This window comes from Alcaligenes sp. YSL9 (genome assembly GCF_030515105.1).
GTDB classification, from domain to species: domain Bacteria; phylum Pseudomonadota; class Gammaproteobacteria; order Burkholderiales; family Burkholderiaceae_B; genus Alcaligenes; species Alcaligenes phenolicus.
This window is the reverse complement of sequence record NZ_JALXJU010000002.1, coordinates 186839-207094: the sequence shown is the minus strand read 5'-3', so window position 1 is coordinate 207094 and position 20256 is coordinate 186839. Positions and strand designations below refer to the sequence as shown.

Here is a 20256-nt window from a genome sequence, read left to right as displayed (position 1 = left end):
CAACAAGACGGGCATCACACTTTTCCAAACACAAGAACAAAAAATAATTGTTACTTTTTTATTTTGCCCACTCAGGCGAAGTGAAACGGTAGAGTGTCCTTGGCAGCAGCGTTTCAAACAGCATGGATTGTTAAAGCGCAAGGCTTTTCAGTCCAAGACTGTTGAGGATTGAAAAGGCTGTGTCGTTTTTGGCACAGGCAAAGAAAAGCAGTCATTCCCGTGCTTACAATCGACCAATGTGTTTTACGTCGTTCAAGACGGGTGGTCTTGTTTTTTAGGGCGAGCGATGATTAAACGAGTCCTCTGTATCTGTAGCATGGCCTTGATGGGCCTGCCTTTTTTGGCATCGTCAACTGAGCTGGCATTGGATGACCAGGTCGTGACTCGTTATGTGCAAAGCCTGGGTGAAATCTTGCCGGTGCTGCAAACCGTGGAGCGTAGCGAGCCGGTTTGGGATGGCGGTCTGCCAGACGGTTTCCCACCCATGCTGGAGGTGGATCAGGTCGAGCGCGGTTCCGACATTTACCGTCAATTGAACAGTCTGACGCAAAAGTATGGCTTTGCCGGACTGGAGCAATGGGATAGCGTGGGACGCCATATCTGGCTGACTCGTCTCTATATCCAGGAGCGTGAAGATCTGGACTCGGTTTACGAGCAGCTGGATGCGCTGGAAGCGGCCTTGCGCGATAACGCACGCCAATACTCCACGGCTGAACTGGAGCAGTTGATGCGTACCTTCCAGATCAGTAAAAACCATATTCTGCGCCTGGTTGCAACCCGTAGCGATGTACCGCCGGTACAGGCTCATCTGGCTGAACTGGACGCTGCCCTGGCTTCCCTCGAATAAGCAACTAATCCGCTTTTTCCATTTTCACGGGCGTCGCAATGGCGCCTGTTCAAGATTTGTTACCAGCAATACTGTCCATTTGTCATATTTTGACGCTTCTTTTCTGAGCGTGACAGAAGGAATCGGGGATAATTGCGCTCTGACTGAAATCTAGTGGGAAGACTGAAGCGTCATGCGTATCATCTTGATTTTGTTGGGGGCCGCTGTGCTGGCCTACCTGATTGCCAAAGGCATACGGCAACTGATGGTGGAACGTCGTCAATTAAAAGACCAGACGCGTCAGCCACATAAAGGAAGCCGTGATGAGCACTGATAAAAATCCATTTACTAAATTGGCTGCTAAAACAAAGCCAGAAGGTGGCACTGCCAACTACTCCAAGGGACTGGGTTTCCTGGGAGCGGCGGTTGTTATTTTCCTGATCCTGATCGTGGCCTCCATGGGCTCGTTCTTGCAGGTAGACCAGGGTGAACGTGGCGTGGTGCTGCGTAACGGTAAGCTGGTTCGCGTGGCCGAACCTGGCCTGGACTTCAAGGTTCCGTTCTTTGACACGGTACGTACCATTTCGGTACGTGATCACACGGTTCGCATGCAGCTTGAGGCGTACAGTTTTGACCAGCAGTCCGCCTCCATGGTGGCTTCGGTAACGTACCGCGTGCCTGAAACTGATGTGGCTCAGCTGTACTCCGAGTACGGTTCACTCGATGCCCTGGAAGCTCGCTTGCTCGAGCGTAAGGCTTTGGATGTGATCAAGAACGTGTTCGGTAAGTACACTGCTGCTCAGTCGATTCAGAATCGCGAGAAGCTGGGTGCTGACATCAACGAAGCCATGCGCGTGACCCTGGAGTCCGCTCCTTTGCAAATGATGGGCGTGCAGGTTGAGGAAGTGTCGTTCTCCAAAGCCTATGAGCAATCGATTGAAAACCGCATGTTGGCCCAGGTTCAAATTGAAACCACCCGCCAGCAAAAAGAAACTGCTTCCATTCAGGCTGAAATCAAAGTGGTTCAGGCTGAAGCAGAAGCCCGCGCTCAGCGCGAACGCTATATGGCCGAAGCTGACGGTATTCGCCTGCGTGGTGACGCCGAAGCCAAGGCCATTTCTGCCAGGGCCCAGGCATTGGCCCAGAATACCAATCTGGTCAATTTGAATGCGGTGGAAAAATGGGACGGTAAGTTGCCAGAAAGTCTGGTTCCCGGTTCCGCCATGCCATTTATTGGACTGCGTTGATCTCCAGGCAGTCACTGACCTGAACAGGTTTTCTTCGGTAGCGTTACGGGATAGGTAACGCTACCGTTTATTTTTCCAAGGAGTTACGGATGAATGAGGAAAGGAACCCGGTCCCACAAGGCGACGGTACAAACCAGTTGGTCAGTCTGCGTAATCTGACTCTGATCAATTACGCGCTGTACATCTTGTCCATGTTTGGCGGCATCACCGCCCTGGTCGCCATCATCATCAACTACATCAAGCGCGATGAAGTGCGCGGCACCTATCTGGAATCGCACTTTGATTGGCAAATCCGTACGTTCTGGTGGGGATTGCTTGGTGTGGCGCTGTCTTTCTTGTTGATGGCGATTCTGGTCGGTTTCGTGACCATCGTGATTGTCAGCGTGTGGATTCTGTATCGGCTGATCAAGGGCCTGCTGGCTCTGAATGACGGCAAGGCGATTGCCTGATCGCCGGACCGCCGGATCGCCGGACCGCCGGATCAGATAGGCATCGTGTTTGTTTGGACCTGGGCCCGCATACTTTCGCGGGCCTCTTTAGGCGGCACACCAAAGCGCTGCCGAAATGCCCGGCTGAAATGGGCAGAGCTGCTGAAGCCCCAGTGATACGCAATTTCAGTGATGGTCTTGTGGTGATGGGCTAGACGGCGCAAATCCTGTTCAGCGCCTTGCAGGCGCATGGACCAAATCCAGTTTGTCAGTGAATCGGCCTCGCCTTCCCAGGCGCGATGCACAGTGCTGGCTGTCAGGCCCAGGCGATTGGCAATCTTGCCTACATTCAGCTCGGGGTCGCGCAGATTCTCCAAGACATAGGCTTTGATCCGGTCGCGCCGTACGGTTCCCGTATCGTCCTTTAAGGACGGGCTGCCCAGATTCTCGGCCAGCGCTGCCACCAGAATACCGACCAGGCTGTCGGCAAGTGATAGATCCACAATAGGCCCGCCGGTTGGTGGGCAGGCCATCAGCTCGCTCACCATATAGGCGAGCAGGCGTGCCGTGCCGGATTGGGCGCTGGTTATTTTGCAGGCTGTCATATCTTCGGCATTGCGCAAACGCTTGCGCAGGATGGAGCCGGGCAAAGACAGGACATACTGCTCAAAGTCCTGGTCAAACAGGAGTTGATAGGGGCGGGTGGAGTCGTACAGGGCCAGATCGCCGGGTTTCAGCTTAGCGATCTTTTCATCCTGAACTAGTTGTCCCGCTCCTGCCACTTGAATACTGAGCAGAAAAATATCCTCGGATGCTCTGGAAATTTGCAGTGGCGTGCGCAGCACGGTCTGGGTGGTCGAGGAGATACGAGATAGGCTGACCTCTGCCAGTTCACGTCGCGTAATGGCCCCGAAGAAAGGGGTAGCGGAACGGGAGGGGACGGCGCATTCCAGCTGCACATAAGCTTTGTTGACGGCCTCCATCCAATAGGGGGCGCGCCGGGTAGCGGGAACTGCCGTGGTGGACCATTGCTCCATTGATGATCTCTCCGTCGTGGGTCCAAAGGCTGACGGCAGGGACTGCGATCAACTGGACTGACTAAGTATCAGGCAAGATCTTTGGTTTGAGCCAGACCAGAAAGAGTGGCGGAGGGCGATAATTTCCGACCAGGACGACGCGGATGCAGGACCGGGGAGCAGAAGGAATCACGGCCCGGGCAAGCTGTCCGGGCCTTGTCATCTCTTGGGATCAGGACGGCTCTTGCACGAGCAGTGTGTCCGAGTCCTGGGGATGGCTGATAGCGACTGAGGTAGCCGTACTTTGCACACCTGGCTCGGAAGCCTCTGCCTTGGTCACGCTTTTGGAGTGCACCCGAGTCATGGGTTCTCGGTGCCCCAAGTCCAGCACCAGACGGGTGGCTTCAGGTTTGGAATAGTGGCCCACGGGGTCATTGATCGCCTTGGCGAAGGCAATCTCCTCCATATCCAGATCGGCAATGATCAAGCCCTCGGCATCGTGAGGCAGGTAGGGAGCCAGTGTACGTCCGTCCGGTGCAAAAATCATGGAACTGCCACCGCCTACTTTCAGCAAAGAGGCGTTGTGCTCACCCACTTCCAGCATGTCTAGCGTCTCTTGGGTGACCACACTGCTGGCGGCGATGGTAAAGCATTGGCCTTCCACCGAATAGATTTGCGAGGCGGCCATGTTCACCTTGGCGCTGAGGGCGTGGGCCTGTTCGCTGTATAGCGAAAACGACGGCCAGGCAGCAATGTGAATGGCTTCATGCTGGGAGTACAGCGCGTACTTGCTCAAGGGCGACAAATGCTCCCAGCAGCATAGAGCGCCGACGCGTCCCAGTTCTGTGTCGGACACAATCAGATCACGGGCATAACCCTCACCAAATACGGTGCGCTCTACATGCGTGGGTTTGAGTTTGCGACGTGACCACAGCATCTCGCCTTTGTCGTCGATCAGGCATTGGCCCAGATACAGGCTGCCACCGCTGCGTTCGCTATAGCCCAATGCGATGAAAATGCCCAAGGTTCGCGCAGCCTGGGCAATGCGCTGAAACTCTGCACTGTCCAGCGAGAGTGAGTTGGCATAGTAACGAGCACTGTATTTCAGTGACCAGGCCGGCGCACCTAGCCAGACGTGGAAGGGATAGCCTGGCAACCAGGTTTCACCAAATACGATCAGGTCGCAGCCTTCATCACGCGCTTGTCGAGCCAGTTCAATGGTTTTATCAACACCTGCTGCCAGGTCGTAGTTGGGAGAGGCGGCCTGTACGGCGGCTGCCCGGACGATTTTCCTTGTCTGCATACATCCTCCTTGTCGCGGTATCCGCGATCTTGATCGCCAGGCCGTGCTGCTTACAGAGCCCGGCCATCCTGTTTTGTGTCAGTTTAGGAGGGGAGGGCAGTGCTGAATTGACTGACAGGCGCAGAAGGCTTGACTGAGAGTCGCAGACGTGGGGGGCAGGAAGCCCTCAATCCTGACCCGGATGTCCGTGCAGTGAACGAGAAAAGTGCGGCTCGTCTGGCTTAAAGCGCGAAACTGTATTGCACCGTCAACCCCAGGCCCACGACCCACAAAATCAGGGGGACAGGGCGCATCAGCAGGCCGGGAATGGCACGCAGGATAAAGCCGATCAGGCGGGTGAACAGCCAGAGCAGGGGCGGCGATTGATCTTTTTCCTTCATATAGATAATGCCTTGCGACAGCAAAAAGGACTGCGACAAGTAGGCGGCGTAAAACACCATGCCCAGGGAAAAGGCCAGCCAGTAATACAACATGCTCATAGGATGCAAAAAGAAAGAGTACGGCGCATTATATCGGTCTGCAGCAGCTATGATCGTATTTTTGGCCGGACCTTGGGCCGGCTGTGGGTGCAGGCTTTTTGTACGAGGCAGGTATGCAAAATATTTATTCTATTGATGGGCTGGTGCCAGTGGTTCACCCCACGGCCTATGTTCATCCTACCGCTGTACTGATTGGTGACGTCATTATTGGCGAGGGCGTGTATATCGGTCCTTTGGCCAGCTTGCGCGGGGACTTCGGGCGCATCATCATGAAGGCCGGCTCCAATATTCAGGACACCTGTGTTATTCACGGCACGCCTTATCAGGACACGGTGGTGCATGAGGATGGTCATGTCGGACACGGAGCAGTGCTGCACGGCTGCGTGATCGGTCGTAACGTGCTGGTGGGCATGAATGCCGTGGTGATGGATGCTGCCGACATCGGTGCAGACAGCATTATCGGCGCCATGGCCTTTGTGAAGAAAGGGATGCAAGTGCCGCCCCGCAGTCTGGTGGCCGGTTCTCCCGCGACGGTGGTCAAGGAGCTGGATCAGAAAGCCATTGATGGCAAGTTTTTCGGCACACGTATGTACCAGCGTCTGGCCCAGCGTTCACTGGCAACCATGCAGCGTGTGGAGCCTTTGACCGAAGTGGAAGCCGATCGCCCACGCCTGCGTGAAGATCAGATTTATCCAGTGGATAAATGAGGCAGCTCTGTCTTTCTCCAGGCTTGTTGCTTGCCGAGCGCAACGCAGTTTCGGAGCCGGTCTGAGAGTGCTTGGGATACGTCACCCAGCAGCCGTTTTTGCTCACGTATTTCAGGCAATAAAAAACCCCTTGAGGGCCGGATGAGAATCCAGCATCAAGGGGTTTGTCCATTCAGTGCGGACCAGCAGGCGGGTGGGGCAGGCCCACCACGCATTGCTGTTGCGCTCTGAATTTCTCCGGCTTATTTGCCAGCTGCAGCCAAAGCCTGTTTCCAGGCTTCGATGACCGTTTCGTACTCGGCAGCAGCCTTCAAAGGATCGATGTTGGCCACTTTGATCTGATCCAGGTTAGGCAACTTGGTCAGCTCGGCCACATTGATGTCGCTGCGAGTAGGACGGCGGAAGTTCTCCACCAGTTCAGCTTCCTGTACTTCTTTGGAGAGCAGAACGTCGACCAGTTTGCGAGCCGCTTCCTGGCCGTTCTTGGGGTTCTTGATCACGGCCACGCCTTCAGGAGCAATGAAGGTACCGTCTTCAGGGTAGATCAGCTCAATGCCTTTCTGACCACCGGCCACGTAGGCGTAGGCCGCGTATTCCATGGTCACGCCCAAGGGGTACTCGCCGTTAGCCACGCTTTTGTAGACCTGGCCCGAGCTCTTGGACACGATCACATTGGCCGCCAGCTTTTGCAGGCCTTCAGCACCGTACAGTTGGTAGATGCCATAGACCTGGTCGTAGGCGCTGCCCGATGATGCTGGGTCACCAATAATGACCTTGCCTTTCCACTGAGGATCGAACAGATCGGACCAGGTTTTGGGAGCGGCCTGGCCTTTCAGTTGACGCTCGTTGGCCATGATGACCATGACGTGGGCGTTGGAGCTGGTCCACAGGCTGTCCTTGCCATGAAAGGCTTCAGGAATGGCCTTGTTCTCGGGCGATTCGTAGGCTTCGAAGTTCTGCTGGAAAGCGGCCATGGTGCCGTAGCCAGTGCCCCATACCACGTCACCCAGCGGGTTCTGTGCTTCGGCTTCGATACGCTTCATCAAGGCACCAGCGCCGGAGGTCACTTGTTGAATGGACAGGTCAGACGCGGTCTTGCGAGCAATTTCCAGCGCCGTATCAATGGTTTGCACATTGTTAGGCGTGTATATCACGGCATTGGCGGCCATGGCGGCACCGGACAGGGACAGGGCGCCGACACTGAGGGAGAGTGCCAGACCAGTTTTCAGAAAACGTGTAGTCAGCATAGTGAGCCTTTTTAGATTAGCGGCTGGAAAACAGATCCAGCTTGAGAAAACGGATAGCCAGATAAATCGGCACCAGAATCACGACCATCAAGATCACCCCGTAAGCCGAAGCGCGGGCCAGGAAGCCGGCGTCGATCTGACGGAACATCTGGATGGGCATGGTCTCCATACCACCGTAATACAGCACGATAGTGGCGGAAATTTCAGCCAGCGAAGTGACCCACATCAGGATGGCCGCACCCAGAATGGCGGGCTTCATCAAGGGCAGAACCACTTTGAAGAAACTCTTGAAGGGGCTGACACCCAGGTTGATGGAGGCCTCTTCGATAGAGTCGGGAATGTTGTAGAGCGAGGCCGAGGCCGAGCGAATGGAGAAGGGCACTTTACGCACAAAGTACGCACCGGCCATGATCACCCAGGTGCCAGTCAGCACCAGCATGCCGCTGTTGTAGGTCTGGATCAGGGCAATACCCAGCACGGTGCCGGAAATGGCCAAAGGCAGCATCACCATATAGTCCAGCGCGGTGACCACGAACAGGCGCTTTTTCACGATCAGGTAACTGCAGATCGTGGCAAAGCAGGTGCCTGCAATAGTGGCGACACTGGCCAGCATCAGTGAGTTCAAGATGGGCTCGGGAGCGTAGCGCAGGGCACGCTCCATATTGTCCAGCGTGAAGGTGCCGTATTGCATGACCGGGCCGCTGGCTTTGGTGAAGGCACCAATCAGCACGATAAAGGCCGGAATCAGCGAGAAGGTCACAAACAGCACCGCACCAACGGTCAGCAAGATGCCGGCCAGCCCTTGAGCACGAACCGGACGTGGGGCGCGGCCTTGCTGCATCTGGAAGGTCTTGCGTTCCAGTACCCGTTTCTGAATGAATAGCACCGCACCGACCAGAATCACGGACACCACGGCCAGCACACCTTGCATGGTGGGGTTACCGCTCATCTCGGACAGGAAGGTGGTGTAGGTCAGCGAGGACAGCACATCGACCTGACCGCCCAGAATCATGGGGATGGAGAAGTTGTCCACGGCCAGCGTGAACACAATCATGGCATTGACCAGCAGGGCAGGCATCAGTACCGGGAAGGTGACGCTGAGCGCGCGCTTGAAATTGCTGGCACCCAGGTTCACGGCGGCTTCTTCCAGCGTGCCGTCAATGGCCTTGAGCGCAGCCAGCATGCCGATATACACATAGGTGTAATCGTTCAGGATCAGCACATAGGACATGCCAAACCAGCCGTAGAAACTGGGCAGGTCAATACCAATGCTTTCCAGGGCCAGACGCACCACTCCGTTATTGCCCAGCAGCATCAGCCAGGCCTGCGAGACGATGATGTCCGGCAGCACAATGGTGGTCAGGGGCAGGATGGCCACAATGGCCTTGCCGGGGAAGTCGTAGCGAGCCACCACATAGGCCAGCGGCGCACCCAGCAGCAGCGTCCCTATCGTGGAGATCAGCCCCAGCTTGATGGTGTTGAAGAAGGCCTCAACATAGCGAGGGTCGCTAAAGAAGGTTTCAAAGCCGTGCAGGCTGGGCATGCCCGTTGCCGGGTCGATCACGCTTTGATAGAACAGGGAGGCGAGTGGCCATACAACCCAGAACACCAGCACCACCAGACAGACCAGGGCGGGCAGGAACCAGGGAGAACGAAGGGCCAGGGGTCTTGCAGCAATAGCCATGGGTCTTACGCCTCGACCAGACGACATTCAGGGCTAAAGCTCAGGTTCACCGAAGCACCTGCAGACAGATGCGGGTCCTGGGCAGCGGCAACGTCGGCAATAATTTGCTTACCATCGCTCAGTTTCAGGCTGTAGGCCGTTTTGGTTCCCAGATATTGGCGAGCCACAATCTGGGCCGGAATGCTGCTAGCCTGGGCTTCGGTATGCAAAGTGATGTTTTCAGGGCGCACTGCCAGCAGTACCTGGCCGGCAGGCGGCGGGTTGTTCACCATGATGTGTCCACCGGCAATGCTGACGGTGGTGTGATCAGCTTCCACATGCACGCCCAGGGTGTCGATCAGGTTGGCCGCACCAATAAAGTCGGCAGCATAGGCAGTGCGTGGTGTGGAGTACATGGCTTCGGGGGTATCGAGCTGGTCGATACGGCCCTGACGCAGCAAGGCAATACGGTCCGACATGGACAGGGCTTCTTCCTGATCATGCGTCACGAAAATAGCCGTGATATTGGATTCCTGCTGCAATTCGCGGATGACCTGGCGCATTTGAATACGCAGCTTGGCATCCAGGTTGGACAAAGGTTCATCCATCAGCAGAACACGGGGTTCGATCACCAGGGCGCGGGCCAGGGCTACACGCTGGCGTTGGCCTCCGGACAGCTCAGCCGGGTAACGCTCGCCCATGCCCCCCAGTTCCACACGCTCCAGAATGTAGGCGACTTTTTTCTTGATCTCGCTGCTGCTGACTTTGCGTACCCGCAAGCCGTAAGCCACATTGTCAAACACGGTTTTATCGGGGAACAATGCATAGTCCTGGAACACCATGCCGGTCTCGCGCTTGTGCGCGGGCAGGTAGGTAATGTCTTCCTTGTCCAGAAACAGGCGGCCTTCATCGGGGATGATGAAACCGGCAATCATGCGCAGCAAGGTTGTTTTGCCGCAGCCGCTGGGCCCTAATAAAGTGAAGAACTCGCCATGCCGGATTTGCAGGCTCAGTTCATTGATGATGGTATTGCTGCCGTAGCGTTTCACTACGTGATCGATGTGGATGTCTGCCATGGGGATAGATCAGCCTGGGACTGAGTAGTGCAGGTAAACCGCGTATCAAGGGGGCGGTTGCCTAGGCTTTAAAAAGAAGTGGTTCAGCGGCCAGTAGCGACGCAAACATCACCGGGGCGTGAACACGAACATTAATTACAAGTTAGTGACAAGTTTTATAGGAAGTTGCTATCTTAGCAGCAGGCCAATGCTTGTAGTTTTAATTATCAGGCGTCTAAGTCCGTAGCAAAGGCTGATCTACTCAGTGTTACCCAGTGGGCAAGCAAAAAAAATCCCGTCGGACAGGCATCATATTGCGATAATCAGGTGGTAGTAATGTGTCTTGCTTTTTCGTCTAAAGCGGTCTAGTGCGGGTCGGGGTTTCTTGTGTCAAATAAAGGCCCTTATAGTGAGTTCAAAAAGAATGACAGTTTCCTGCAAGGGGCAGGAGTGGGAGAGGGATACTAAAGGGTAGGTTTCTATCCTGTTCAGGCCGGTCTGCACCAGGCCTGTTTTTTGCACATCCGAATTTATAGATGGTGTTCCGGTGTTGAGGGCAAACACACACCGGGCCGGAGAGGTTGTTGGGTCGTGTCCACGTGGTGACAGACTCACCCATCCGGGTACTGCACGTCGTCAGAGATCGTAGAAGTTAGTTAATTAACTGGAGATTGAAGATGCGACTGGGTGTACTAAGCCCCCGGGGGACCGGGGAAAAGAGGGTAGCGGCCACGCCCGATACCATCAAGGCTTACCGCAAGGCGGGCCATGATGTGATTATCGAGGCGGGTGCCGGACAGGGGATTGCCAGCTCGGATGCCGATTACGAGGCAGCAGGGGCAACGATAGGAGATCCCTATCAAGCCACCGTGCTGCTGGTAGTGGGCCCGGCTGATGTGGATTCGGCGCGTTTGCGTGCCGAGCATGTGGTCGTCGGTATGCTGGACCCTTACGAGAGTCAGGGTCTGGACAGGCTGGCTTCTTCGGGCTGCCAGGCGTTCGCCCTGGAGCTGATCCCGCGTACCACGCGGGCGCAAAGCATGGACGTTCTGTCCTCGCAGGCCAATATCGCGGGTTATGCCGCTGTGCTGAAAGCAGCCACCTTATATCCCCGGTTCTTTCCCATGATGATGACCGCGGCGGGTACCGTCAAAGCGGCCCGTGTCGTGGTGCTGGGCGCGGGTGTGGCCGGTTTGCAGGCGATTGCCACGGCACGTCGTCTGGGGGCGGTGGTAGAAGCCTCTGATGTGCGTCCTGCCGCGCGTGAGCAGATCGAGTCCCTGGGCGGCAAGTTTATTGATGTGCCCTACGAGACCGATGAAGAGCGCGAAGCGGCACAAGGGGTAGGCGGTTATGCCCGTCCCATGCCCGCTTCCTGGTTGCAACGGCAGGCGGCGGTGGTGGCGGCGCGTTGCGCCCAGGCCGACGTCATCATTACTACGGCCTTGATTCCGGGGCGGCCCGCCCCGCGTCTGATTGCCGAGGAAGTGGTGCAGTCCATGCGGGCAGGTTCGGTCATTGTTGACCTGGCTGCGGCCCGTGGCGGCAACTGCGCCTTGACCGAAGCCGACCAGATTGTGGAGAAATATGGCGTGACCCTGGTGGGCGAGACCAACTTCCCGGCCCGTGTGGCTGCGGATGCGTCTGCCTTGTATGCACGCAATATTCAACAGTTCCTGGGCTTGATGCTCAAGGATCAGTCTGACGAGCTGCATATCCCTGCGGACGACGACATTGTGAATGCCAGCCGTGTTGTACAGGGTGGCAAACGACTCTTTCCACAGCAGGGAGCCTGACGCCATGGATATTATTTCTCCCCTGGTCATTAACCTGATCATCTTTGTGCTGGCCATTTACGTGGGTTACCACGTGGTCTGGACAGTAACGCCCGCTTTGCATACGCCCTTGATGGCGGTGACCAACGCGATTTCGGCCATCATTATTGTGGGCGGGATGCTGGCAGCGGCCCTGACCGAAAGCCCTTGGGCGCAGGCGATGGGTATTATCGCCACCGCGCTGGCCTCGGTAAACGTGTTTGGTGGTTTCCTGGTAACCCGCCGCATGTTGGAAATGTTCAAAAAGAAGGGCGCTAAAAATACGCCCAAGGAAGGGCAGTCATGATTTCCATGAATACCGTTACCTTGTGCTATTTGCTGGCCTCGGTGTGTTTCATTCAGGCCCTGAAAGGCTTGTCGCATCCAGCCAGTTCGCGTCGTGGCAATCTGTTCGGCATGGTGGGGATGGCCTTGGCCATTGCGACCACAGCCGTGCTGATCTATAGCCTGGCTCCTGAAGGCAAAGAGCTCTCTGGCCTGTTGCGGGTTCTGATTGGTCTGCTGATTGGTGGCGTGCTGGGCACCGTCATGGCACGCCGTGTCGAGATGACCAAGATGCCGGAACTGGTGGCCTTCATGCACAGCATGATTGGTCTGGCGGCGGTGGCCATTGCGATTGCCGTGGTGCTGGAACCCGTGGCCTTCGGGATTGGTTCGGCCGAGGTGGCTCTGCCCATGGGTAACCGTGTGGAGCTGGCTTTGGGCGCGCTGGTCGGTGCCATTACCTTCTCCGGTTCGGTGATCGCGTTTGGCAAGCTGTCGGGCAAGTACAAGTTCCGACTGTTCCAGGGCGCCCCCGTCACCTTCAAAGGTCAGCACATGCTGAACCTGCTGCTGGGGCTGTTGGCCCTGGCTTGCGGCGTGGTTTTTGTGATGACGCAAGCATGGTGGGCCTTTGGCGTACTGTTGGCCTTGTCCTTCCTGTTGGGCGTGATGCTGATCATCCCGATTGGCGGCGCAGACATGCCCGTGGTGGTGTCCATGCTGAACAGCTATTCGGGTTGGGCAGCAGCAGGGATTGGTTTTTCCCTGAACAACTCCATGCTGATCATTGCCGGTTCGCTGGTGGGTTCCTCCGGTGCGATTCTGTCTTACATCATGTGCAAGGCCATGAACCGCGCCTTCTTCAACGTGATTCTGGGCGGTTTTGGTGCCAATCCGGAAGCGGCTGCGGGTGGTGCAGATCAGGGCAATCGTTCGGTGAAATCCGGCAGTGCTGAAGATGCCGCGTTCATGATGAGCAATGCCGAGTCCGTGGTGATTGTGCCTGGTTATGGTTTGGCCGTGGCCCGTGCTCAACACGCCTTGAAAGAGCTGTCGGACAAGCTGACCAGCCAGGGTGTGAATGTGCGCTACGCCATTCACCCGGTCGCCGGTCGTATGCCTGGCCATATGAACGTCTTGCTGGCCGAGGCCGAAATGCCTTACGAGCAGGTCTTTGAAATGGACGACATCAATAGCGAGTTTGCTCAAACGGACGTGGTGCTGGTGCTGGGTGCCAACGACGTGGTCAACCCGGCCGCCAAGAACGATCCGGCTTCGCCGATTGCGGGCATGCCGATTCTGGAAGCCTACAAAGCTCGCACCGTGATCGTGAACAAGCGCTCCATGGCTGCTGGTTATGCTGGTCTGGATAACGAGCTGTTCTATATGGACAAGACCATGATGGTGTTTGGCGATGCCAAAAAGACCATCGAAGATATGGTCAAAGCGCTGTAAGACGATTCGGTCTTTGCGCTGGCAGTAAAAAGCGCTCTGGTTCCTTGCGGGCCAGAGCGCTTTCTTGTTGAGTAGAGCGAATTTAGAACTTGGGGCCGGAACGCAATTGCTCGCACATCTGATTGCGCTGTTCGGCAGTGGCTTTTTGCAGATCCTGACGGCCACGGTCCAGACCTTGCTCAAAGGCTTTATCAAAGTCCTCGTCGTTCAGGCCCATGCTTTGAATAGAGGATTTCTGCTGTTTTTTCATCTCATCAAGCTGGGTCTGGCTGTAGTCACCGCAAACTTCGGCGGCAGCGTGCATGGCTCCGCCCATTTGCGCCAGCTGAATGGCAGGGCCGCTATCCTGGGCGTAGCTATTGGCGCTGGCCAGAAGGAGGGCCGCTAAAGGCAAAAGAAGTTTTGTGCGCTCAAACATGGTCAATCCTGTCGATTAAGAAGAGGTCCGCGCAGACGCTGTGGTCTAGCAAGAGCAGGCAGGCTCTGTCTGGGCGGAAGTCGCTACTTTACACCGCTTGTCCCTTTACGGTTGAGGCCGCAGGGGCGGGAAAGTGCAACAGACATTGTGCCCGGTCTGCAGTCGTGGAGTTTTGATCTGTTTGCAGGCAAGCGGCGGTATGCAGGGTAAAAGCAGCAGGCAAAGAAAAAGCCCTGATGACATCGTCATCAGGGCTGATCTTTTCAGAGTCTCATCCATTGGGTTTGACCCCACGAGTTCTAACTCTGGTCGCTGATCTCGGTAAAGAAATCAACTTGAATATGGCGCGGCTGGCAAGATTCGAACTCACGACCCCTTGGTTCGTAGCCAAGTACTCTATCCAACTGAGCTACAGCCGCTAAAGAAGTGAAACTATAGCAGACTATTTATCTGAATGACAAGCCTAAAAAGCATTTTTCTAGAAATAAATGCAAAATAGTTTGGAAAAGCACTAAAAATCAGGCTTGGAGAGGGGCCGGAGCCCCTTGTGGCACAGATTTAACCCGGCACTTTGTAATGTCTTTATCCTGCTGGCTGCAAGGGCAAATGGATGCGTACACAAAAACGCTGTTCCTGGTGTCCAAACTCCAGCCGTCCACCATGGGCGCGCAGGGCTTCATCGCAAATACTCAAGCCCAAACCATAGCCCCCGGTGGAGCGATTGCGGGAGGTCTCCAGGCGGTAGTAAGGGCGCAGGACCTTGGCTTGCTCGTCCAGAGGAATGCCGGGGCCCTCGTCGGCCACGGTAATGATGTATTCCGTCGCTGCTTTTTGTGCGGAGATGTATACGTGCTGCCCGTAGCGCAAGCCATTGGAGATCAGGTTTTCAAGGCAACGGCGAAAGCGCTGAATCTGTATGTTCAGAATGGCTGGCTCCAGTTCTGCCAGCGCGATGCTTTCTCCCAGGTCCTGACGGTTCACGCTGACCGTCGTCAGCAGGGCGGCAACATCGACTTCGGCAAAGGCTTCGTCAGAGGTCTGAAAGCTCATCAGTTCCAGCGTGGAGTTGACCAGTTCATTGAGCTGTTCCACATCCCGCTTCAGGCTCAGGCGCAAGGCCTCGTCCTGCACTTTCTGTACGCGCAGCTTCAGGCGTGTGATGGGTGTGCGCAAATCATGGGATACGGCCGAGAAGAAATAGGCACGCTCTTCAATATGCTTTTGTACACGCTCCACCATATTGTTAAAGGCCACGCCCAGCCGCTTGAACTCTTTGGAGCCGCCCAGCTGTATCTTTTCCTGATTACGGTTCACATCCATTTCCAGCACGCTTTTTTCCAGCTTTTTCAGTGGCCGAAAAATGAAGTTCAGGCACAGGGTCAGGGCGATGACCACCAGAATCAGGCGGAAGAAATAGATGCGCAGGAAATAGTCGTAGGTGAATTTCAGATTGCCGATGGAACTCCAGCCCTGGTTTTCCACCACATGCAGTCGCCAGTGCTGGCCATTGGACAGCTTGAATACGGCGGAGAAAGACACATCCACCAGATTCAGTTCGCGCGAAAAGGCGTCCAGCAAAGGAATGCCCGCCTCCTTGTCTGTAGGTCTGGCCTTGTTCACCGACAGCAGATGAAAATTCTTGCAGGCTCCGGTGCGCTCTTGAATGACTTTTTCAAAGAACAGCCCAAAGTCCTCCCCCATATTGGACTGGTAATCCAGTGGCAGATCTGCGCTGACGGGTGTGGCGGATACGCCTGACAGAAGGCTGGAGTCAATGTCCGCGCCATGGGCTAGCTGGGACTCGGCATATAGATACCAGTCTGAAAAACGCACGGCAGCAATACGGGCCGGGGTTTCTATCAAGACCTGCCGGCGCATTTGCGACCACATGGTGCCGGTCAGAATCTGGGCCACCAGCAGCCCCACGACTACGACCAGAGTGATCTTGCTGCGTAATCGTTCGGGATAGAAAAAACAGAAGGTGCGGCGCAGTTTCTCCGGCCACGTGCTTGAGGGTGAAACAGCCATGCTTTATTCAGCGTGCAGGGATTGCGGGTCTATGTACAGGATGTAGCCCTCGTTGCGGACGGTGCGCACGATCTCCGGCTTGGAACGATCCTTTTCTATGTAATGGCGGATACGGCTGATGCACACATCAATAGCCCTGTCTTCGTAGTTCAGATTGCGGCCAAAGGCGCGGCGCAGCAGCAGGGCGCGTGACAGTACTTTATTGGGGGCTTCCAGCAAGGACAACAGCACATGGAAGTCTGAATTGGGCAGGGAGATGGTGACGCCTTGGGGCGAATACAACTGGCGTGCATTCAGGTCCAGCTGCCAGCCCAGAAAGTGATAGCGCGAGGGCGGAGCATCCGCGATGGCGGTTTCTGCCTGGGCCTGTGGAGCTGCATGGCGCCGAATCACCGCCTTGCAGCGTGCCAATAGTTCTCGTGATTCAAAGGGTTTGACCACGTAATCATCCGCGCCCAGCTCCAGACCCGCCACCTTGTCGGCCAGTTCATTACGGGCTGTCACCATGATGATGGCTGGAGGATCGTCGATGCCGCGCAATTGTTTGCACAGTTCCAGGCCATCCTCGCCGGGCAGCATCAGGTCCAGCAAGACCAGAGAAATCGGGTGGCGCTTGAGCAGTTCAAACGCTTGAGCACCGCTTTCGGCGATGTACGTGGTGAATCCGCCAAAGCTCAATTCCTGGGCGGTCAGCTCGGCAAGTTCTACATCATCTTCAATGATTAATACACGGCGTTGGGGGCTGGAAAAACCTGTCATTACATACCATTACATTGCGATTGGGCGGGAACATAAGGCGAAACATCGCCTGAAACCATACACGCTAATCTTACGGCGAACAAGAATTGTTCTCATTATTAAACAGGAGTCATGTTTTGCCGTTCCCTTCATCCCGTCCACCACTCAAGCCTCTTGCGGCCTTGATTCTTCTTGCCCTGAGTGGGCAGGCAGCCTGGGCACAAGATGCGCCCGCCATGCTCAAGCCCATTACGGTCAAGGGGCACGAGCAGGCAGAGCCCGAAGACAGCTACCAAAAGATTTACAGCAAAAGCTCGACCGGGCTGCGCATGGAAGAAAAAGATACGCCGCAGGCCATCACCAACATTACGCGCCAGCAAATGGAGGATCAAAACATTCAGTCGCTGGACGATGCCTTGACCTCGGTGTCGGGTATCAGTGTCAATGAGGTGGATATTGGCTCGCGTACAACCTACAGGGCGCGTGGCTTCAACATCAATAACTACAAGATTGATGGCCTGGAGTTCAATGGCGAGTCCGGTTTTTCCGGCATAGGCGGGGCGGTGAATATGGACCTGTACGAAGACGTCAGCGTCTTGCGCGGGGCCAACGGCTTGCTGGGCGGTACGGGTGATCCGTCGGCCAGTATTTCCCTGTCCCGTAAAAAGGCGTACCGGGAATTTGGCTTGCAAGGCAATGTCGAGCTGGGTAGCTGGCGTAAACGACGCCTGATGGGGGATATCAATACTCCCCTGAGCAAAGATGGGGATTTGCGGGCGCGTCTGGTGCTTAGCGGGGATGACAGCCATACCTTCCGCGACAATGAGAACCCCAGGAGCTTTGGCCTGCTGGCTACCGTGACTTACGACTTCTCGCCCGACACCAGCGTGACGGCGGGGTACGAGTACACCTATAAAAAGCATAAGGGCACATCCTGGGGCACGAACGTGCCTATCTGGTTCTCGGACGGCACCCGTACGGATTTCGATCGCAGCTATCACCCGGTTGCGGACTGGAGCTACACCCAGCGCAAGAATCACACCTGGTTTGCAAACCTGGAGCAGAACCTGGGCGGTGGCTGGCATGCCGACGCCAACTACAGCTATAGCGACCTGGAAAGCATCAACAGCTTTGGGGTGTTGAAAGCCAATAGCGCCGGTTCCAAATGGGGCCTGTTTGATAGAGAAACGGGCCTGGCGTATTTGAACAGCCTGCATTCGGAGAGCGAGGGCACGCAGCATGCCTTTTCCTTGAATGTCACCGGGCCATTCAAACTATTGGGTCGCGAGCATGAGTTGATTCTGGGTTTTAACGGCCAGCGCTCAGAGGAGACTTCCTATCAGTTCAGTGGGGCCTTGGGGAACTGCCATATTGATGGTCATGTGCCTGCTCGTGGATGTCAGTACCGTCTGGATCTGCCGGCCAACTGGCAGACCTGGAATGGTAATGAGTACGGTGCGCCGCAAACCTTCCGTACCGATGCGCGCGGTGTGACACGGACGACCAATTACGGCCCGTACATCGCCACCCGTCTGGAGCTGGCTGACAATCTGAAAGTCATTCTGGGTTCGCGCTATAGCTACTACAAAACCTATGCCTACGATTACGACAAGGACAATGTCAAAAGCGCCCGTCGCTCCGAGCTGGACAAGAAGGTATGGACACCCTATCTAGGCCTGACCTTTGATGTCACGCCGAATCACACGCTCTACACCAGCTATACCGACGTGTTCAAACCGCAAAGCCAGCGCGATGTGGCAGGCAATATCATCAAGCCAATTACGGGGGCCAGCTACGAGGCGGGTATCAAGAGCTCCTGGCTGGATGATCGCTTGTCCAGCACCGTAGCGGTGTTCCATGCCAAGCAGACCAACGTCGCCAAGGCGGATGATGATCGTACCGTACTGGATACCGGCGATCAGGCGTATGTGGCCAATGCTACGGGTATCAAATCTACTGGCCTGGACTTGCAACTGGCGGGGGCACTGACCAATCGCTGGAATGTGTATGCTGGCTACACCTATATGAATGTGGTGGATTCCAGTCCCAATAGCAGTCCACGTCAGGACCCGCGTCACAGCTTCCGTGTCAGCACCACGTATCGTCCGAACGTGCTGGCCGACAAGCTGACGTTGGGGACCAGTATCAGCTACGACAGCTCCACGACGTCCACGCCTATGCCCGGTCGTCCCTTGGCGGGCGGCGGCTTTGATAACAGCCCGATTCGTCAGTCCGGCTACATGCTGGCCCACGTGATGGCGCGTTATGACGTGAACAAGAATCTGAGCGTGACGGCACGCGTCAATAATCTGTTCGATAAGGAATACTATCGAGAGTTCGGTTTCTATAACGGCCTGATTTATGGCGAGCCACGTAACTTTATGGTGAATGTGCAAGCCCGCTTCTAAGCGCGTCTGCTTTGGGTTGTAAAAAAAGCGGCGCTAACAGGTAGCGCCGCTTTTGCACGTCTGTTATTTGTTTGTAGGGATAGTCCATCTGGCAGGACGTGACCCCAGGTCTCCGATTCGTCGCCAGGTACCTGAGTGATTTGAGCTATAGCCGAGATCAGGAGTGAGCAGTGGCATTCAGAGTCTTGCCAATGCAAGAGTGGCTTGCTGACTGGGGAGAGGAACTATTGTTCTTCGTGGCGGCTGCGTCAACATCAAGCGTGATGATGACGCAGCCCCAAGTCAATTAGTTGCAGTTTCAAAGCCCCAGGAGTTACAGGTATGGTCCCATTTGGCTTAAGTCCGGCACAGTTTCAGCAGCGTTACAGGCGGTGTCTGGAACGAGCTTCAAAGCATCTCATTACCGAGTTACGTACCTTGTTCGCCTTGCCTGTGCCAGATAGCGTTGCGGATGCCCAGGTGCAAATTTTTTTTGGTGAAGATGGCCTGGAAACCCCGTCGGCATGGATTTACTACAGCGGTGAAAATAATAAAGTAGATAGCAGCGACCCTTCCCTCTTTCCCGGTAGAGCCCTGGAACTGTCTCTGGGTTTGGACAAGATGGACACCTTCCACGAAGACTATTTCCTGGATGAAGGCTTGGATGGACTGAGTATCGCGGCTAACACCACCAAAGCGTGGTTTGCAGAATGCTGGTGGAAAGCGGGTGGATGGAGCTATGCCGTCCCCGTGACGGTGTGGGTGCATGATGGCTTTGGGGACGGTGAGGGTATTGAGTTGTCAGAAAGGCGATAAGGTCGTGCAGGAGTTATTCCTGTCTACATAAAAAGCCACTACTGCTCATTCTATTTCTTCGTTCCAGCCTGCTCGTATTGCTATTGTGGGTGGGGTTTGGGTGGTGGCTGGCAGCGTAGTGGGTCTTTTTCCTGCCTGTTGTCCGAGAGCAGAAAGCAAAAAAGCCATTTCCGAAGAAATGGCTTTTTTACTGAATATGGCGCGGCTGGCAGGATTCGAACCCACGACCCCTTGGTTCGTAGCCAAGTACTCTATCCAACTGAGCTACAGCCGCTAAAGAAGTAGAAATATAGCACGGCTATTTTTACTTGTCACCAAAATATCAACAAATTTTACTGAAATCG

At 55.5% G+C, this 20256-nt stretch carries 19 protein-coding genes and 2 tRNA genes; 10 read left to right on the top strand and 11 right to left on the bottom strand.

The annotated features are described in order from the left end of the window. Positions 1-286: 286 nt before the first annotated feature. The 4 genes from M2Q46_RS09105 to M2Q46_RS09090 all read left to right on the top strand — a co-directional run bounded on the left by M2Q46_RS09105 (position 287) and on the right by M2Q46_RS09090 (position 2522). Positions 287-847, top strand: coding sequence for a hypothetical protein (locus tag M2Q46_RS09105; protein WP_230940584.1), 561 nt, complete (start codon positions 287-289; stop codon positions 845-847). Between the two features lie 172 nt (positions 848-1019). Then, positions 1020-1160, top strand: coding sequence for a hypothetical protein (locus tag M2Q46_RS09100; protein WP_022983530.1), 141 nt, complete (start codon positions 1020-1022; stop codon positions 1158-1160). Then, positions 1150-2073: a prohibitin family protein gene (locus M2Q46_RS09095; RefSeq protein ID WP_080655542.1), complete on the top strand. Its 924-nt coding sequence runs from the start codon at positions 1150-1152 to the stop codon at positions 2071-2073. Before M2Q46_RS09100 ends, M2Q46_RS09095 begins: the two co-directional genes overlap by 11 nt. 89 nt (positions 2074-2162) lie before the next feature. Further along, positions 2163-2522 carry a hypothetical protein gene (locus M2Q46_RS09090; RefSeq protein WP_009457799.1) on the top strand — a complete coding sequence of 120 codons (360 nt, stop codon included), beginning with the start codon at positions 2163-2165 and terminating at the stop codon, positions 2520-2522. 32 nt (positions 2523-2554) lie between these two features. On the opposite strand, the gene M2Q46_RS09085 is transcribed toward M2Q46_RS09090, so the two are convergent. From M2Q46_RS09085 to M2Q46_RS09075, 3 genes are all read right to left on the bottom strand, one after another. Next, positions 2555-3538, bottom strand: coding sequence for a helix-turn-helix domain-containing protein (locus tag M2Q46_RS09085; protein ID WP_302357105.1), 984 nt, complete (start codon positions 3536-3538; stop codon positions 2555-2557). Between the two features lie 211 nt (positions 3539-3749). Next, the gene (locus M2Q46_RS09080; protein ID WP_060185692.1) at positions 3750-4820 is read right to left on the bottom strand and encodes a nitrilase; all 1071 of its coding nucleotides are present in this window, start codon (positions 4818-4820) and stop codon (positions 3750-3752) included. 221 nt (positions 4821-5041) lie between these two features. Beyond that, a complete protein-coding gene (locus tag M2Q46_RS09075) occupies positions 5042-5299 on the bottom strand; it encodes a hypothetical protein (RefSeq protein ID WP_088450882.1) in 258 nt (85 codons plus the stop codon). Between the two features lie 113 nt (positions 5300-5412). Here M2Q46_RS09075 and M2Q46_RS09070 point away from each other — a divergent pair, with 113 nt between their 5' ends. Then, complete coding sequence (locus M2Q46_RS09070) at positions 5413-6006, top strand: phenylacetic acid degradation protein PaaY (protein ID WP_035271432.1); 594 nt, start codon at positions 5413-5415, stop codon at positions 6004-6006. Between the two features lie 242 nt (positions 6007-6248). On the opposite strand, the gene M2Q46_RS09065 is transcribed toward M2Q46_RS09070, so the two are convergent. Genes M2Q46_RS09065 through M2Q46_RS09055 form a run of 3 tightly spaced genes read right to left on the bottom strand, consistent with a single transcriptional unit; the run spans position 6249 to position 9992 of the window. Continuing rightward, on the bottom strand, positions 6249-7253 hold the full coding sequence (locus tag M2Q46_RS09065; protein WP_203145009.1) for an extracellular solute-binding protein: 1005 nt from the start codon (positions 7251-7253) through the stop codon (positions 6249-6251). 16 nt (positions 7254-7269) lie between these two features. Beyond that, the gene (locus tag M2Q46_RS09060; protein WP_115634110.1) at positions 7270-8937 is read right to left on the bottom strand and encodes an iron ABC transporter permease; all 1668 of its coding nucleotides are present in this window, start codon (positions 8935-8937) and stop codon (positions 7270-7272) included. Positions 8938-8942: 5 nt separating this feature from the next. After that, on the bottom strand, positions 8943-9992 hold the full coding sequence (locus M2Q46_RS09055) for an ABC transporter ATP-binding protein (RefSeq protein ID WP_083054035.1): 1050 nt from the start codon (positions 9990-9992) through the stop codon (positions 8943-8945). A gap of 656 nt (positions 9993-10648) precedes the next feature. Between M2Q46_RS09055 and M2Q46_RS09050 the strand changes: the two genes are divergently transcribed. From M2Q46_RS09050 to M2Q46_RS09040, 3 genes are read left to right on the top strand one after another with little or no spacing between them, the layout of a single operon-like run. Then, positions 10649-11767, top strand: a complete 1119-nt coding sequence (locus M2Q46_RS09050) for an NAD(P) transhydrogenase subunit alpha (RefSeq protein ID WP_026484257.1) — start codon at positions 10649-10651, stop codon at positions 11765-11767. A 4-nt stretch (positions 11768-11771) separates the two neighbouring features. Further along, on the top strand, positions 11772-12092 hold the full coding sequence (locus tag M2Q46_RS09045) for an NAD(P) transhydrogenase subunit alpha (protein WP_009457776.1): 321 nt from the start codon (positions 11772-11774) through the stop codon (positions 12090-12092). After that, entirely contained in the window at positions 12089-13525 is a 1437-nt protein-coding gene (locus M2Q46_RS09040) for an NAD(P)(+) transhydrogenase (Re/Si-specific) subunit beta (RefSeq protein ID WP_302357103.1), read from the top strand. The genes M2Q46_RS09045 and M2Q46_RS09040 overlap by 4 nt, the downstream gene beginning before the upstream one ends. Before the next feature lie 82 nt (positions 13526-13607). Here the strand turns inward: M2Q46_RS09040 and M2Q46_RS09035 are convergent, their stop codons facing one another. The 4 genes from M2Q46_RS09035 to M2Q46_RS09020 form a co-directional block, all read right to left on the bottom strand. Further along, positions 13608-13943 (bottom strand): hypothetical protein, encoded by a 336-nt coding sequence (locus M2Q46_RS09035; protein ID WP_009457770.1) that lies wholly within the window; start codon positions 13941-13943, stop codon positions 13608-13610. Positions 13944-14285: 342 nt separating this feature from the next. Continuing rightward, positions 14286-14362 (bottom strand) — tRNA-Arg (locus tag M2Q46_RS09030). 163 nt (positions 14363-14525) lie between these two features. Further along, positions 14526-15971, bottom strand: a complete 1446-nt coding sequence (locus M2Q46_RS09025; RefSeq protein ID WP_302357102.1) for a cell wall metabolism sensor histidine kinase WalK — start codon at positions 15969-15971, stop codon at positions 14526-14528. 3 nt (positions 15972-15974) lie between these two features. After that, on the bottom strand, positions 15975-16730 hold the full coding sequence (locus tag M2Q46_RS09020; RefSeq protein ID WP_035270868.1) for a response regulator transcription factor: 756 nt from the start codon (positions 16728-16730) through the stop codon (positions 15975-15977). Positions 16731-16846: 116 nt separating this feature from the next. On the opposite strand from M2Q46_RS09020, the gene M2Q46_RS09015 reads away from it, so the two are divergent. Both M2Q46_RS09015 and M2Q46_RS09010 read left to right on the top strand, forming a co-directional pair. Then, complete coding sequence (locus tag M2Q46_RS09015; protein WP_266108933.1) at positions 16847-19117, top strand: TonB-dependent siderophore receptor; 2271 nt, start codon at positions 16847-16849, stop codon at positions 19115-19117. 321 nt (positions 19118-19438) lie between these two features. Further along, on the top strand, positions 19439-19912 hold the full coding sequence (locus M2Q46_RS09010) for a hypothetical protein (RefSeq protein ID WP_302357100.1): 474 nt from the start codon (positions 19439-19441) through the stop codon (positions 19910-19912). Positions 19913-20109: 197 nt separating this feature from the next. On the opposite strand, the gene M2Q46_RS09005 is transcribed toward M2Q46_RS09010, so the two are convergent. Further along, positions 20110-20186, bottom strand: a tRNA-Arg gene (locus M2Q46_RS09005). Positions 20187-20256: the final 70 nt, after the last annotated feature.

Bases quoted from the DNA above. Each gene is read 5' to 3' on its own strand.
- M2Q46_RS09070 (WP_035271432.1), top strand. From the start codon at position 5,413: ATGCAAAATATTTATTCTATTGATGGGCTGGTGCCAGTGGTTCACCCC.
- M2Q46_RS09105 (WP_230940584.1), top strand. From the start codon at position 287: ATGATTAAACGAGTCCTCTGTATCTGTAGCATGGCCTTGATGGGCCTG.
- M2Q46_RS09095 (WP_080655542.1), top strand. From the start codon at position 1,150: ATGAGCACTGATAAAAATCCATTTACTAAATTGGCTGCTAAAACAAAG.
- M2Q46_RS09045 (WP_009457776.1), top strand. From the start codon at position 11,772: ATGGATATTATTTCTCCCCTGGTCATTAACCTGATCATCTTTGTGCTG.
- M2Q46_RS09035 (WP_009457770.1), bottom strand. From the start codon at position 13,943: ATGTTTGAGCGCACAAAACTTCTTTTGCCTTTAGCGGCCCTCCTTCTG.
- M2Q46_RS09065 (WP_203145009.1), bottom strand. From the start codon at position 7,253: ATGCTGACTACACGTTTTCTGAAAACTGGTCTGGCACTCTCCCTCAGT.
- M2Q46_RS09085 (WP_302357105.1), bottom strand. From the start codon at position 3,538: ATGGAGCAATGGTCCACCACGGCAGTTCCCGCTACCCGGCGCGCCCCC.
- M2Q46_RS09090 (WP_009457799.1), top strand. From the start codon at position 2,163: ATGAATGAGGAAAGGAACCCGGTCCCACAAGGCGACGGTACAAACCAG.
- M2Q46_RS09075 (WP_088450882.1), bottom strand. From the start codon at position 5,299: ATGAGCATGTTGTATTACTGGCTGGCCTTTTCCCTGGGCATGGTGTTT.
- M2Q46_RS09060 (WP_115634110.1), bottom strand. From the start codon at position 8,937: ATGGCTATTGCTGCAAGACCCCTGGCCCTTCGTTCTCCCTGGTTCCTG.
- M2Q46_RS09010 (WP_302357100.1), top strand. From the start codon at position 19,439: ATGGTCCCATTTGGCTTAAGTCCGGCACAGTTTCAGCAGCGTTACAGG.
- M2Q46_RS09050 (WP_026484257.1), top strand. From the start codon at position 10,649: ATGCGACTGGGTGTACTAAGCCCCCGGGGGACCGGGGAAAAGAGGGTA.
- M2Q46_RS09025 (WP_302357102.1), bottom strand. From the start codon at position 15,971: ATGGCTGTTTCACCCTCAAGCACGTGGCCGGAGAAACTGCGCCGCACC.
- M2Q46_RS09020 (WP_035270868.1), bottom strand. From the start codon at position 16,730: ATGACAGGTTTTTCCAGCCCCCAACGCCGTGTATTAATCATTGAAGAT.
- M2Q46_RS09055 (WP_083054035.1), bottom strand. From the start codon at position 9,992: ATGGCAGACATCCACATCGATCACGTAGTGAAACGCTACGGCAGCAAT.
- M2Q46_RS09040 (WP_302357103.1), top strand. From the start codon at position 12,089: ATGATTTCCATGAATACCGTTACCTTGTGCTATTTGCTGGCCTCGGTG.
- M2Q46_RS09080 (WP_060185692.1), bottom strand. From the start codon at position 4,820: ATGCAGACAAGGAAAATCGTCCGGGCAGCCGCCGTACAGGCCGCCTCT.
- M2Q46_RS09100 (WP_022983530.1), top strand. From the start codon at position 1,020: ATGCGTATCATCTTGATTTTGTTGGGGGCCGCTGTGCTGGCCTACCTG.